This is a genomic window from Micromonospora sp. MGP-C2, from assembly GCF_057766525.1.
Window position 1 is genome coordinate 144,953 of sequence record NZ_JBYMEN010000002.1, and the last position, 14,171, is coordinate 159,123.

The window sequence follows — 14,171 nt, forward strand, 5'->3', positions numbered from 1 at the left end:
CACCCACCCCTGGAAGAGGCCATGACCGCGACGAAGTTCGTGCTGCCCGACAGTGACATCCCGACGACCTGGTACAACGTGGTCCCCGATCTGCCCAAGGGTCTGCCCCCGATGCTCCACCCCGGCACCCGGGAGCCGATCACGCCGGCGGACCTCGAACCGCTCTTCGCCAGCGGCATGATCGAGCAGGAGTTCTCCACCGAGCGGGAGGTGGACATCCCCGGGCCGGTGCTCGACATCTACCGGCAGTGGCGGCCCAGCCCGCTCGTTCGGGCCCGTCGCCTGGAGCAGGCGCTCGGCACGCCGGCCCGGATCTACTTCAAGTACGAGGGGGTCAGCCCCGCCGGCAGCCACAAACCGAACACCGCGGTCCCGCAGGCGTACTACAGCAAGCAGGACGGCGTGCAGCGGCTGACCACGGAGACCGGCGCCGGCCAGTGGGGCAGCTCGCTGTCGATGGCCTGCGCATACTTCGGCCTCGACTGCGAGGTCTTCATGGTGCGGGTCAGCTACGACCAGAAGCCGTACCGGCGGGGCCTGATGGAGACGTTCGGCGCGTCGGTCACCGCGAGCCCGAGCGACCGTACCGGGGCGGGCCGGGCGGCCCTCGCCGCCGACCCGGAGTCCAGTGGCAGCCTCGGCCTGGCCATCTCCGAGGCGGTGGAGGCGGCGATGCACAGCGGCGGCGCCGCCAAGTACGCCCTCGGTTCGGTGCTCAACCTGGTGCTGATGCACCAGACGATCATCGGCCAGGAGGCGCTGCTCCAGTTGGCGATGGCCGACGACTACCCGGACATCGTGATCGGCGCGGCCGGCGGTGGCTCCAACTTCGCCGGGTTGGCCCTGCCGATCCTGCGCCGGCAGTGGGGCGGCGGCCCGACGGTGCGGTTCATCGCGGCGGAGCCGGCCTCCTGCCCGTCTTTGACCCAGGGCAGTTACGACTACGACTTCGGCGACACCGCCGGGCTCACCCCGCTGACCAAGATGCACACCCTGGGCCACGACTTCCACCCGCCGGCGATCCACGCCGGCGGGCTGCGCTACCACGGCATGGCGCCGATCGTGAGCGCGCTACGGGAGATCGACCTGATCGAGGCGCGGGCGGTGCCGCAGACCGCGTGCTTCGAGGCGGGCGTGCTGTTCGCCCGCAGCGAGGGGATCGTGCCGGCGCCGGAGTCCACCCACGCGGTCCGGGTCGCGGTGGACGAGGCGATCCACTGTCGGGAGACGGGCGAGTCGAAGGCGATCGTCTTCTCCCTGTCCGGGCACGGCCACTTCGACATGCAGGCCTACATCGACTACTTCGCCGGAAAGCTGACGGACTGACCTCGCAGGGGGTGGGCGCCGTGCGGCGCTCACCTCCTGCCTCGCACCGGGGGTTAATGTGCACAGCGAAGCAGGGACCATCCTCGCCATCAACGGATCGGAACGGGTCGGCGGCAACACCGACCACGCCATCGCGTACGCGGGTCGGCTGATCGCCGAGCGCGGTGCGATCCTGCGCACCATCCAGCTACGTGAGCACCGGATCTCGCCGTGCAGCCCGTGCGGTGACTGCAACAGCCGTACAGTGCCCTGCCAGCTGGACGACGACGTCCCCGCCCTGGTGGAGCAGATGACCAACGCCGACGGGCTGATCTACGCGGCCCCGGTGCACGGCTTCGGCCTGGCCCACCTCATGCAGGTCTTCATCGAGCGTGCGGGCGTCGGCTACCTGCGGTTCACCCGTCCGCTGGCGGACAAGGTGGGCGGCATCATCGTCACCGGACGCCGCTACAGCGACTCCTCCGTACACAACCAGATCGTCAACAACCTGCTGCTCAACCGGATGATCCTGGTGGGCAGCGGGTTCCCCGTCCTGCTGCGCAACACCACCGGCACGCCCGGCCTGACCGACCCCGAGGGCATCGACGCGTTGGAGCGGATGGTGCACCGGATGCTCGACATGGTGCAGCTGCTCAAGCGACACCAGCGGGTCGACGGCGACCCGGTGCTTCCGCGCCGGGACCGCAACGAGCGCGTTCCGCGGCCCCGCCGCAACGAATCCGTCCAGACCAGAGGAGATATCGAGAATGTCCACTGAGCAGGTTGCCGCGCCGGTCGGCATCGACTTCCCGGCCACCGAGTGGGAGAGGTGGGACAAGCCGGGGGCCGAGGGGCGTGTCAAGATCTCGTACGTCGGTGGGCAGCGTCTGCGCCTGCTGGAGCTGCCGCCCGGCTTCGACGAGCATCACTGGTGCCTGCGGGGGCACACCGGTTACGTCCTGCAGGGCGAGTTCACCATCCACTTCCGGGACCGGTCGGTGCCGTGCCGCCCCGGGATGGGCTTCGTCATCCCCGACGACGAGGAGCACCGGTCCCAGGGCAGCGACGCCGAGCCCACCGTCGTCTTCGTGGTCGACCAGGTTCCCCAACCGTGAGCGACCAGCACCGGATCACCGCGCCGGCCGGCTCCCCGCCGGCCGGCTCCCCGCCGGCCGGCGCCGCCGACGGCCCGGCCCGGATCGCCGAGCTGCGCGGTGCCATCGACGGGCTCGACCAGCGGATCATCGCCCTGCTGGCCGAGCGCACCCGGGTGGTGCAGGAGCTGACCGCGCACAAGACGGACGAGGCGACCGTCCGGTCACCCGACCGGGTGCGGCAGGTGCTCGACCGGGTGCACGACCTGGCCAGCCGACACGGCATGCCGCCCGAGGTGGCGGTCGGCACCTACCGCGCCCTCATCGACGAGCTGACCCGGATGCAGCTCGACATGCTGGCCGCCCGTCGCGCCGCGGCGCCGCTGGTGGACGAGCGATGAGCCGCCCGCCCGTCGACCTGCGGCACGCCCTGGCCACCCTCGACCCGCTCCCCGGCGAGCTGGTCCGGGTCGCCATGGAGCTGCCGGCCCGCTACGGCGTCTCCGCCCACTATGCGCGCTGGGCCGGCGCGCCCGCCGCCCCGCCCACCGGCGCCGGCCCGGCAGTGCTCTTCGACCGGGTACGCCCCGACCACGGCCCGACCCGGGCGGTGCTGATGGGCCTGTACGGCACCCGCCGACGCGCCGCCGGCCTGCTCGGCTGCACACCGGCCGAGTTGCCGCACCGGCTGCTCGACGCGGTCGCCGCGCCCCGCCCGCCGGTGCCCGCACCCGACCCGGCCCGCTGGCCTCGCGAGACGCTGCCGGTGGACCTGACCGCGCTGCCGGTGCCGGTGCTCACCGACGAGGACGCCGGGCCCTACCTGACCCTCGGCGCGGTGCTCGCCACCGACCCGGACACCGGGGTCCGCAACCTGTCCGTGCACCGGATGTGCGTGCAGGGTCCGGACACGCTGACCATCTGGATGGTGCCCGGACGGGACCTGGAGCTCGCGCACCAGGCCGCGTTGCGCCGGGGGAGCCCGTTGCCGGTGGCCATCCACCTCGGCCTGTGCCCGGCGGTGCTGCTCTCCTCCTGCTGCCCGACCTCACTGGTGCCACCGGACCTCGACGAGCTGGCGGTGGCCGGTGCTCTCGCCGGGCAGCCGGTGGAGCTGCTGCCCTGCCGCACTGTGGACACCGAGTTCATCGCGCACGCCGAGTACGTCATCGAGGGGGAACTGCTGGCCGACCGGGCACCGGAGAGCCGGCACGGCACTGTCGCCACACCGGAGTTCCTCGGCTACCAGGGCCGGGCGCACCCCTCGTTGCCGTTGATCCGGGTCACCGGGATCACCGCCCGGGAGAGCCCGATCCTGCAGGCGGTGTCCGGCCCCGGGCACGAGCAGTCGGTGCTGCTCGGCTTCGGGATGGAGGCCGCGGTGCTGGACCTGCTGCGCCGCCGGGGCACGCCGGCGCTGGCCGCGCACTGTCACACCGCAGGTGGCGGTCAGCTCATGGTGGTGCTCCAGTGGCCGGCGAAGCGCGGCCCGGAGGACGACGTGGCGGTACGCGTCGCCGCCGAGGCCGTGCTGGAGCAGTTCCGGATGGCCAAGCTGGTGCTGTGCGTGGGCGACGACGTCGACATCGAGTCCGATCAGGACCTGTGGTGGGCGATGGTCACCCGCTTCCAGGCCGACCAGGACCTGCACGTGCTGCCGGACCGGGAGGGTTTCCCCCTCGACCCGAGCCAGCACACCGGCTACTCCCCGTCGCTCTCGGCCGACGGTCGGACGGCGAAGGCGGTCTTCGACTGCACAGTGCCGTACGCCCAGCGCGCCCGGTTCCAGCGGCCCCGGTTCACCGAGCCGTCACTTCCCGCACCGCGGCGGCCAGCAGCGCCACACCTTCGGTGATGCGGGCGGTGGGCAGTGCCGCGTACCCGATCAGGAAGGTCGGCTCGGTCGGCGACCGGGTGACGAAGTAGCCCGAGGCCGGGTAGATCCGGACGCCCCGCGCGGCGGCGGCGCGCACGATCGCCGCCTCGTCGGCGTCGGGCGCGCCGCCCAGGGTCACCAGCACGTGCAGTCCGGCGGCCGTGCCGGAGATCCGCACCCCCGCGCCGAAGTGTTCGTAGAGCGCCTCCAGCAGCCGGGCGCGTCGCTGCCGGTAGAGGCGGTCCATCCGGCCGATGTGCCGGGCGTACGCGCCGGAGGAGATGAACTCGGCCAGTGCCTCCTGGGTCAGCGTCGCCGTCAGCCGGTCGGTGATCCACTTGACGCCGAGGAAGGGTCGGACGAGGTGCGGCGGCAGCACCGCGTAGCCGATGCGCAGCGAGGGGAAGAGGGTCTTGCTGAAGCTGCCGACGTAGACGACGTCCGCGTCCTGCGGGTCGGCGGCCAGCGACGGGAGTCGCTCCTCGGCGAAGGTGAACTCGTTGTGGTAGTCGTCCTCCAGCACCGTGGCCGCGTGTTCGCGGGCCCAGCGCAGCAGCGCTCGTCGCCGCCGCTCGGACATGATGAACCCGGTCGGAAACTGGTGCGACGGAGTGACGTAGATCAGGCGTACCCGGGCCGGGTCGAGGCCGTGCGCGCGGACCTGGGAGTCGATCTCGTCGACCCGTAGGCCCTCCTCGTCGACAGCGACCGGCACCACCGCGGCCCGTGAGTAGCCGAAGATCTGCCGCAGCACCGTGTGGCTCGGGTCCTCGATGATCACCACGTCGTCGGGGCCGACGAGCAACCGGACCAGGATGTCCATGGCCTGGGTGGCGCCGCTGGTCACGACCGTGTGCTCGCGCGGGGCGTCGAGTGCCCGGCTGCGCCGCAGCAGCGCGCTGATCTGGGCACGCAGCGACGGGGAGCCCTCGGCCGGGCCGTAGCCCAGCGCCACCGCGTCGGCCCGGCTCACCGCCTCGGTGAGCGACTGTCGCCACCGGGTCACCGGGAAGCTGGCCAGCGCCGGGGTGCCGTGCCGGAAGTCGTACGTCCCGTCCGGCCGGTGCATCGGCGCTGGCTCCCAGGGCTTCCACAGTGGGCTGCCCGCGTCGGTGGGCAGCGGGGGCTCCGGCCACAGGTGCGCGCGGGTGGCGGCGCGTTGGGCGGGTGGCGGCGTGTCGGCCAGCGCGTCACTGACCCGCGTGCCGGATCCGCGCCGCGAGGTGAGCACCCCGTTGGCCCGCAGCAGTTCGTACGCCCGGGTCACCACGGTCCGGGAGACCCTGAGCTGGTGCGCCAGCTCACGGCTTGGCGGCACCGGGTCGCCGGGGCGCAGCCGACCGGTCCGGACGGACCCGCTGATCTGGTCGCAGAGCTGCTGCTGCAACGGCACCGAACTGGCGCGGTCCAGTGCGACGAGAAGCTGGGACGAACTCACCTGCGCACGCTCCCCCGATCGACGCCGGTGCCGAGTCTAGTCGCGCCACCCGCGTCCACCTCCGGTTCCCGCGGCGCGCCGGGCAGCCCGTGCGCTCACTGGTCACGACAGCCGAGCTGGTCGCCGAGCTCGTTCGGGATGCCGAACGGGCTGCATTCGAGCGCGCTGCCCTCGCCCAGCTTCTTCCACCCACCGCCCGTGTACTCGAACACCAGCACGCCGTCGCCTTGCATTTTCGGGTCGACAGCGATCACCCCGGCGGTCGCCCACCGACGTGCGCAGTTGATGTGATCGGGGTCGATCCGGTGGGTGTCGCCCAGCCCTGACGCCCGCTGCAGGGTGGCCGCGCTCACCGGACAGGCAGCCCGGGAGGTGGGTGTCGCGGGCGACGCGCTGCCGGTCGGCGAAACGCTGCCGGTCGGCGACGCGGCGGAAGAGGCGGGCGCGACGCTGGTCGCGGGCGGTGTGGTGTTTCCGCTGGCCAGCGGAGCGGGCGAAGTGGTGGTGCAGGCCGCCAGGCCCGCCAGTACGGTGATCGGCACCAGGGCACGCAGCGCTGTCGGTGTCATCAGGTCCTCCAGTCCAGCAGGGATGGGTCTCCCGATAGACGCCCTTCGGTCGGTCATGGTTGCGGCCGACAAGCCGGTCCGAATGTCGGTGTTGTTTCTCGGCCCTGTCCGCTGCCGAGCAGGCGTACCCGCGTGCCCGGCACCCGGTCCAGTTTCTCGGCCGCTGCGGCGACGGCAGAGCCTCGCGCGACGCACGAACACCAGCGCGCCGACACTCGGCGTACATCTGATGTATGTGGGTCTGAAGTGGTCTTTCCGGGCTGGTCCGCGCCCGCGATCCGCTGGTGGACCCGTTCTCGACGCGCTGCTCGGAGCCCTGCCGATGGGCGCAGACGCTGCCGATTCCACACATCGATCGACCATTGCCTATTCCGTCGCCTCGGAGTAACCTTCGCGAAACACATCGGATGTCTGGCTGGCTAAGGCGTTTTGGAGGATCGATGTCCGACCTGACCCGACGGCAGGCCCTCAAAGTCGGCGCGGCCGGCGCGGGTGGCGCTCTGCTGCCGTTGCCCTGGACCGCCGCGGCCCGAGCAGACTCGGCCGCGCCTCCGCAGGTGCTGGCCGCCGGGGACCTCGCACTCTGGTACGACGAGGGTGCCGGCACCGACTGGCTACGGGCGCTGCCGATCGGCAACGGGCGGCTCGGCGCCATGGTCTTCGGCAACGTCGACACGGAACGACTCCAGCTCAACGAGGACACCGTCTGGGCCGGTGGGCCGCACGACCCCAGCAACCCCAGGGGCGCGGGATCGCTGGCGGAGATCCGGCGGCTGGTCAACGCGAACCAGTGGACCCAGGCCCAGGATCTGATCAACCAGACCATGATGGGCAACCCCGGTGGCCAGTTGGCCTACCAGACCGTCGGCAACCTCCGGCTCGCCTTCGGATCCGCCAACGGGGCGTCCCAGTACGACCGGACGCTCGATCTCACCACCGCCACCGTCACCACGACGTACGTGCTCAACGGCGTCCGATACCAGCGCGAGGTCTTCGCCAGCGCGCCCGACCAGGTCATCGCGATGCGACTGACCGCCGACCGCAGCGGCTCGATCAGCTTCACCGCCACCTTCGACAGCCCGCAGCGCACGACGGTGTCCAGTCCGGACGGCAGCACGATCGGCCTCGACGGTGTCTCCGGCAACATGGAGGGCATCACCGGCGCGGTCCGCTTCCTCGCACTGGCCAACGCCACCGTCACCGGCGGTTCGGTGTCCAGCTCCGGTGGCACCCTGCGGGTCACGAACGCCACCAGCGTGGTCTTGTTGCTCTCCATCGGCTCCAGCTACGTCAACTACCGCAACGTCGGCGGCGACTACGGGGGCATCGCACGGCAGCGCCTCAGCGCCGCGCGGGGGAGCAGCTACGACCAGCTGCGCAGCCGGCACGTGGCCGACTACCAGGCGCTGTTCAACCGGGTCAGCCTGGATCTGGGCCGCACGTCCGCCGCCGACCAGACGACGGATGTCCGGATCGCCCAGCACAACAGCGTCAACGACCCGCAGTTCTCGGCGCTGCTGTTCCAGTACGGCCGGTACCTGCTGATCTCGTCGTCGCGGCCCGGCACCCAGCCGGCCAACCTCCAGGGCATCTGGAACGACTCGCTGACCCCGTCGTGGGACTCGAAGTACACGATCAACGCCAACCTGCCGATGAACTACTGGCCGGCCAACACGACCAACCTCGCCGAGTGCCACAACCCGGTGTTCGCCATGATCAACGATCTGTCCGTGGCCGGGGCGCGGACCGCCCAGGTGCAGTACGGCGCCGGCGGCTGGGTCACCCATCACAACACCGACGCGTGGCGGGCCACCGCGGTGGTGGACGGCGCGTTCTGGGGCATGTGGCAGACCGGCGGCGCGTGGTTGGCCACGATGATCTGGGACCACTACCTGTTCAACGGTGACATCGAGTTCCTGCGGGCGAACTATCCGGCCATGAAGGGCGCTGCGCAGTTCTTCCTCAACACCCTGGTGACCGAGCCGACCCTCGGCTATCTGGTGACCAACCCGTCGAACTCACCAGAGCTCAGCCACCACGCGAACGCCAGCGTGTGCGCCGGCCCCACCATGGACAACCAGATCCTGCGGGACCTCTTCGACGGCTGCGCGCGGGCCAGCGAGATCCTCAACGTGGACAGCACCTTCCGCGCCCAGGTTCGGGCCACCCGGGACCGGCTCCCACCCATGAAGATCGGCTCGCGCGGCAACATCATGGAGTGGCTCTACGACTGGGTGGAGACCGAGCCCAACCACCGACACATCTCGCACCTGTACGGGCTGGCACCCAGCAACCAGATCACCAAGCGGGGCACCCCACAGCTGTTCGAGGCGGCCCGTCGGACCCTGGCGCTGCGCGGCGACGACGGAACGGGCTGGTCGCTGGCCTGGAAAATCAACTTCTGGGCGCGGATGGAGGAGGGCAAGCGGGCCCACGACCTGATCCGCTACCTCGCCACCACCGCCCGGCTCGCCCCCAACATGTTCGACCTGCACCCGCCGTTCCAGATCGACGGCAACTTCGGTGCCACCGCCGGCATCGCGGAGATGCTGCTGCAGAGCCACGTCGGGGAACTGCACATCCTGCCCGCGCTGCCGCCGGCCTGGCCGAGCGGGCGGGTCTCCGGCCTGCGGGGTCGGGGCGGGCACACGGTCGGCATCACGTGGAGCAACGGGCAGGCCACCGAGATCCTCGTCCGACCGGACCGCGCCGGCACCGTCCGCCTGCGCGCCCGGATCCTCACCGGCACCCTCACCGTTGTCGACACCGGCGACGGTACGGCGGCGCGGGTCACCCGGATCGAGTCCGACCTAATCGAGATCACGGTGCAGGCGGGGCGCACCTACCGGGTCACCAGCTCCGGCGTGGCCACGCCCACGCTGGAACAGAGCTTCAGCAACGTCGGCATCACGAGTGACAGCAACACCAACGTCGGGAACTTCGACGGTGGCGGGGCCTCGCTCTCCGCGCAGGCCCTGGCGCAGGCCGGCGCCAGCCCGGGCGGCACGGTCAGCCGCAACGGGGTCAACTTCCGCTGGCCCAACGTCAGCTCCGGGGCCGCCGACAACGCCATCGCCTCGGGCCAGTCCATTGGCGTGACCGGCACCGGCAGCACGCTCGGCTTCCTGCTGACCGGCACCTACGGCACGGTGTCGGGCACCGGCACCGTGGTGTACGCCGACGGCACCCGCCAGACGTTCACGCTGAGCACGCCCGACTGGTACGGCGGGCCGCACTCCGGGGGGACCGCCGCCATCGTGTCCGCATACCAGAACCGGCCCAACAACCAGCGGCAGAACACCGCCGCCTGCATCTACTACGTGGGTGTCGCGCTGCAGAGCAAGGCGGTGGCCTCGGTCGTGTTGCCCAACATCAGCGCGCGGCCCGCGACCAACGTACCGACCATGCACATCTTCGCCATCGCGATCGGCGGCTGAGGGCACCGGATCCCGCATCCGGGGGGCTCTGACGGCTCCGGATCCCATATCGGGGGAGCGGGCCCGTCCCAACCGGGACGGGCCCGGCCCGTTGGGCGCCGACGCACCCCGCCCACCCCTGCCCCCGACCCCGGAAGTGGTGGAATACGACCGGTTTGCGGGGGGAAGATCGAGCATCGCCGACGTGAGTCGTGACAGGATTGTCGGCATGTCTGCTCGCGCACTGAGCTTCGGGATGGTGGCGGAACAATACGAGCGGTACCGGCCCGGTTACCCTGCCGAGCTTCTCGACCTGGTGCTGACGTACGCGGGTCGGCCGATTCGGACGGCCCTGGAGATTGGCGCCGGGACGGGCAAGGCGACCCGTCTGTTCACCGGGCGGGAGGTGACGGTCACCGCGACCGAGCCGGACGGCGCCATGCTCGCCGAGCTGCGCAAGCACGTGCCAGCAGGCGTCCGGACCATGCAGGCCGCCTTCGAGGACCTGCGGCCGGGGGAGCGGTACGACCTGGTCTACGCGGCGGCGGCACTGCACTGGACGAAACCGGAGGGCCGATGGTCGACCATGGCCGCGTTGCTGGAACCCGGCGGTGTGTTCGCCTCGTTCGGCGGGCCAACCCAGCTGGCTGATCCGGCCGTGGCGGACGCGGTCCGCGCCGCCCGGGCGCCCTTCCTGGAGAGCGACGAGGTCCCATCTCCCGATGGCACGCCCCCGGGGCATGCCATGCAGTGGCCGGGCACCGAACTCCAACGCTCCGATTGGTTCGCCGACGTCCAGCAGATCGTGGTCGAGCGTCGCCTGACGATGAGTGCGCGCGACTACGTCGGGCACCTGTCGACGATCTCGGCGTATCTCGAACTGCCGACCTCGGAGCAGGAGCAGGTCTTCGGCCAGATCATGCGGATCCTGCCCGAGACGGTCGAGCTTTCCGCCGACATCGTCGTGCATCTCGCGCGTCGGCGCGCCGAGCGGTAACGCCCACGGGCGTTCAGACCAGGAAGCTCTCTCGCATCCTCGCGCCCAGATTGATCCCACCGACAGCGCGGGGCCCGGCCGGGTCGTGCACGCTGACGGTGTTGTTGCGCCGCATCAGCTCACGGACCGCGGGCGGCAGCCGGGGCGGGTCGTCCATGGCCGCGATGACCTGCCCGGCGCTCAGGATCAGTCGATCGGCCAGGGCCGCCGCGTCGGTGTCCACCCGCACCCGCCCATACTCCCAGGCCGCGGTGGTGAGGTCGAGCACCTCGAACACGCGCGTCAGCAGCGGGTTCGGGTCGGTCACCCGGTCCAGCCGGGGCGCCTGGCTGCCGACCACCGCGACAGCGGCGGCCACCTGGGCGTACGGGTGGAAGCCGCACGGCAACGCGAACAGTGGCCAGCGCAGGGCGTGGCCGGCCTCCATCCACAGCGGCCGGTAGTTGCGGCGGTGCACCAGCAGTCGCCGGCCGGTCCGCCGGTGGATCTCCTGGGCCTGGGCCTGGAGGTCCGCGTGGGCCTCGTCGGCGACCTGGCTCACGATCCGGGCCGCCACCACCAGGCCGTCGTCGCTGTTGAGCGCCGCGGTCAGCGCCTCGACCTGCTCGGGGAACCGGACCTGTGCGTGGGTGCCGTACCGGGACTGGACGTCGCGGAGCAGCGCCTGCTGTCGTCCAGGGTCGAGCTGGACCCGCCTACCGCCCAGCAACCGCCGGAGCCAACGCATGTCGCCTCGTTTCAGCAGAGCCGTCGTGGACGGCGGCAATGCTAGTGCGTCGGGACTTCACCGGGTGCGGACGGGGTGGCTGACCGAGCCCGCGGGTCGTGTCGGCGACGACCGGCGACGCCGCGGCGTGCCACAGTGGTTCATGCCGCTGAGCAGGTATCACCTCAGAGCTTCGATCGCCGTCTCGGACATCGAGCGGGCCGTCGGGTTCTACGAAGGCACACTCGGCCTGCCGGTGCTGCGGTCCGGCCCCAGCGCCCATGTCGCCGGCGGCAGCCGCGTCTATGGTTCCGGCGGCGGGCCGGCACTCAACGTCTACCAGTCGGCCACCGCCGGGAAGACCCCGGCGACGCTGGCGACCTGGTACGTCGACGATCTCGACCAGACCGTCGACGAACTCGTCGCCTCCGGTGTCGAGTTCATCCGCTACGAGCAGCTGGAACACGACGCCAAGGGGATCACGCCTCGGGCCGGTGGTGGCCGCATCGCCTGGTTCCAGGATCCGGACGGCAACACCTTCGCCCTCGAAGCCGACACCTGATCCGGATCCGGTGTACGCCCCCGGGACGGCGTGGGTAGTTTTCCTGTCATGAGTGAGGACAGCTTCCGCTCGGTGCAGATCGAGCGCACCAGTGTGGGAAACTACGTCGCGCGCAACGTCCGCGGCGGGTCGATGTCGTTGGGCACGGGGGAGGACACCAGCTTCACGCCGGTGGAGTTGCTGCTGGCCGCCATCGCCGGCTGCACCGCGGTCGACGTGGACTACATCACCAGCCGCCGTGCCGAGCCGACCCAGTTCTCCGTCGAGGTCAGCGGCGACAAGATCCGGGACGAGACCGGAGGCAACCGGATGCAGAACATCCGAGTCGAGTTCACCGTGACGTTCCCGGAGGGCGCGGACGGCGACCGGGCACGCGAGGCGCTGCCCCGTTCGCTGCAACAGTCGCACGATCGACTCTGCACGGTCTCCCGTACCGTCGAGCTTGGCTCTCCGGTCTCGATCGTCGCGACCGGCGGGTCCAGCGGAGACTGACCCGCTCTGGCAATCAGGTCGGTGCCACCACCCTGACGATCAATTGACGTGCATCTACTTAAGGTTGATGCCGTGGGAGCGCTCCCGTAACATGCCTGACGCGGCCTGTTAACGCTCACAAGCCCCACTTGCAGCGACCACCACCAATGCATGGGCCGCCATCCCGTCAGGAGGGTGCTATATGACCAGATCCAGAGCCACCAATATCGGTCTGGTGTCGGCCGGCGTCGCATTACTGGTGTCGTCAACGGTCGTGGCTGCGTCACCGGCCGGCGCCACGGCTGCGGGCTGTTCGGTGACCTACGCCGTGTCGTCGCAGTGGCAGGGCGGCTTCGGCGCCAACGTGTCGGTCACGAACCTGGGTGACCCGCTGACCAGTTGGGCGTTGACCTGGTCGTACAGCGCCGGGCAGACCGTGACGCAGGCCTGGAACACGTCGTTGACGCAGAGCGGTTCGGCGGTGACGGCCGCGAATGTCAGCTACAACGGAGCGGTCGCGACCAACGGCACGGTGTCCTTCGGCTTCAACGGTTCGTGGACGGGCAGCAACCCGGCGCCGACGAGCTTCGCTCTGAACGGCGTGACGTGCACCGGCGACACGACGCCGACAACGCCACCTCCGACGACCCCGCCGCCGACAACGCCACCTCCCACGACCCCGCCGCCGACGACTCCACCTCCCACGACCCCGCCGCCCGGTGGTACGTGCAACCTTCCCTCGACGTACCGCTGGTCGTCGACGGGCGTGCTGGCGACCCCGAGGTCGGGTTGGGTGTCGCTCAAGGACTTCACCGTCGCCCCGTACAACGGCAAGCAGTTGGTCTACGCGACGACGCACGACTTCGGGACCAGGTGGGGTTCGATGAACTTCAGCCTGTTCACGAACTACTCGGAGATGGCGTCGGCCAGTCAGAACGCGATGAACTCGGCGACCGTGGCGCCGTCGCTGTTCTACTTCGCGCCGAAGAACATCTGGGTGTTGGCCTATCAGTGGGGTGGTACGGCGTTCTCGTACCGGACCTCCAGTGACCCGACCAACCCGAACGGGTGGTCCGCGGCGCAGACGCTGTTCACCGGAAGCATCACCGGTTCCGGCACCGGCCCGATCGATCAGACTCTCATCGGCGACGGTACGAACATGTACCTGTTCTTCGCCGGCGACAACGGCAAGATCTACCGGGCCAGCATGCCGATCGGGAACTTCCCGGGCAGCTTCGGCAGCAGCTACACGACCATCATGAGCGACACCACGAACAACCTGTTCGAGGCCCCGCAGGTCTACAAGCTTCAGGGTCAGGACCGGTATCTCATGATCGTTGAGGCTATCGGCTCGCAGGGCCGCTACTTCCGCTCGTTCACGGCCACCAGCCTCGGCGGTTCGTGGACGCCGCAGGCCGCCAGCGAGAGCAACCCCTTCGCCGGCAAGGCCAACAGCGGCGCCACCTGGACCAACGACATCAGCCACGGCGAGCTGCTGCGCACCAGTGCCGACCAGACGATGACTGTCGACCCGTGCAACCTGCAACTGCTCTACCAGGGCCGATCCCCGAGCTCCGGCGGCGACTACGGCCTGCTGCCCTACCGGCCAGGGCTGTTGACCCTCCAGCGCTGACGCGGGCCGAGCAGGACCGGACGGGCGGGCTCGGCGTTCGCGCCGAGCCCGCCCGACCCACGCCACGACATCCGTCATCGGTACGGGTCTGTGGCCGACGAGTT

13 protein-coding genes are annotated in these 14,171 nt (G+C 70.5%); 10 read left to right on the forward strand and 3 right to left on the reverse strand.

What is annotated here, in order from left to right:
- Window positions 1–21 precede the first annotated feature (21 nt).
- Genes AC3CF1_RS00180 through AC3CF1_RS00200 form a run of 5 tightly spaced genes read left to right on the forward strand, consistent with a single transcriptional unit; the run spans window position 22 to window position 4,254 of the window.
- Window positions 22–1,326, forward strand: a complete 1,305-nt coding sequence (locus AC3CF1_RS00180; protein ID WP_088947740.1) for a TrpB-like pyridoxal phosphate-dependent enzyme — start codon at window positions 22–24, stop codon at window positions 1,324–1,326.
- A gap of 58 nt (window positions 1,327–1,384) precedes the next feature.
- The gene (locus tag AC3CF1_RS00185) at window positions 1,385–2,083 is read left to right on the forward strand and encodes a flavodoxin family protein (protein ID WP_099852523.1); all 699 of its coding nucleotides are present in this window, start codon (window positions 1,385–1,387) and stop codon (window positions 2,081–2,083) included.
- A complete protein-coding gene (locus tag AC3CF1_RS00190; RefSeq protein WP_145783082.1) occupies window positions 2,073–2,420 on the forward strand; it encodes a cupin domain-containing protein in 348 nt (115 codons plus the stop codon). Before AC3CF1_RS00185 ends, AC3CF1_RS00190 begins: the two co-directional genes overlap by 11 nt.
- A complete protein-coding gene (locus AC3CF1_RS00195; RefSeq protein WP_488449206.1) occupies window positions 2,417–2,800 on the forward strand; it encodes a chorismate mutase in 384 nt (127 codons plus the stop codon). The genes AC3CF1_RS00190 and AC3CF1_RS00195 overlap by 4 nt, the downstream gene beginning before the upstream one ends.
- Complete coding sequence (locus AC3CF1_RS00200) at window positions 2,797–4,254, forward strand: UbiD family decarboxylase (protein WP_354981669.1); 1,458 nt, start codon at window positions 2,797–2,799, stop codon at window positions 4,252–4,254. Before AC3CF1_RS00195 ends, AC3CF1_RS00200 begins: the two co-directional genes overlap by 4 nt.
- On the opposite strand, the gene pdxR is transcribed toward AC3CF1_RS00200, so the two are convergent.
- Window positions 4,199–5,713: a MocR-like pyridoxine biosynthesis transcription factor PdxR gene (gene pdxR, locus AC3CF1_RS00205; RefSeq protein WP_488449207.1), complete on the reverse strand. Its 1,515-nt coding sequence runs from the start codon at window positions 5,711–5,713 to the stop codon at window positions 4,199–4,201. The two genes, AC3CF1_RS00200 and pdxR, sit on opposite strands and share 56 nt — an antisense overlap.
- A gap of 95 nt (window positions 5,714–5,808) precedes the next feature.
- Window positions 5,809–6,282 carry a hypothetical protein gene (locus AC3CF1_RS00210; protein ID WP_355161419.1) on the reverse strand — a complete coding sequence of 158 codons (474 nt, stop codon included), beginning with the start codon at window positions 6,280–6,282 and terminating at the stop codon, window positions 5,809–5,811.
- Window positions 6,283–6,722: 440 nt separating this feature from the next.
- Between AC3CF1_RS00210 and AC3CF1_RS00215 the strand changes: the two genes are divergently transcribed.
- Together AC3CF1_RS00215 and AC3CF1_RS00220 are read left to right on the forward strand one after the other, a co-directional pair.
- Complete coding sequence (locus tag AC3CF1_RS00215) at window positions 6,723–9,719, forward strand: glycoside hydrolase family 95 protein (RefSeq protein WP_488449208.1); 2,997 nt, start codon at window positions 6,723–6,725, stop codon at window positions 9,717–9,719.
- 208 nt (window positions 9,720–9,927) lie between these two features.
- Window positions 9,928–10,695 (forward strand): class I SAM-dependent methyltransferase, encoded by a 768-nt coding sequence (locus AC3CF1_RS00220; protein ID WP_488449209.1) that lies wholly within the window; start codon window positions 9,928–9,930, stop codon window positions 10,693–10,695.
- A 13-nt stretch (window positions 10,696–10,708) separates the two neighbouring features.
- On the opposite strand, the gene AC3CF1_RS00225 is transcribed toward AC3CF1_RS00220, so the two are convergent.
- Window positions 10,709–11,422: a hypothetical protein gene (locus tag AC3CF1_RS00225; protein WP_210792776.1), complete on the reverse strand. Its 714-nt coding sequence runs from the start codon at window positions 11,420–11,422 to the stop codon at window positions 10,709–10,711.
- Between the two features lie 127 nt (window positions 11,423–11,549).
- Here AC3CF1_RS00225 and AC3CF1_RS00230 point away from each other — a divergent pair, with 127 nt between their 5' ends.
- The 3 genes from AC3CF1_RS00230 to AC3CF1_RS00240 all read left to right on the forward strand — a co-directional run bounded on the left by AC3CF1_RS00230 (window position 11,550) and on the right by AC3CF1_RS00240 (window position 14,067).
- Window positions 11,550–11,963: a VOC family protein gene (locus tag AC3CF1_RS00230; RefSeq protein WP_488449210.1), complete on the forward strand. Its 414-nt coding sequence runs from the start codon at window positions 11,550–11,552 to the stop codon at window positions 11,961–11,963.
- A gap of 48 nt (window positions 11,964–12,011) precedes the next feature.
- Entirely contained in the window at window positions 12,012–12,455 is a 444-nt protein-coding gene (locus AC3CF1_RS00235) for an OsmC family protein (RefSeq protein ID WP_488449211.1), read from the forward strand.
- A gap of 181 nt (window positions 12,456–12,636) precedes the next feature.
- A complete protein-coding gene (locus tag AC3CF1_RS00240) occupies window positions 12,637–14,067 on the forward strand; it encodes a glycoside hydrolase family 62 protein (protein WP_488449212.1) in 1,431 nt (476 codons plus the stop codon).
- The last annotated feature ends 104 nt before the right edge of the window (window positions 14,068–14,171 follow it).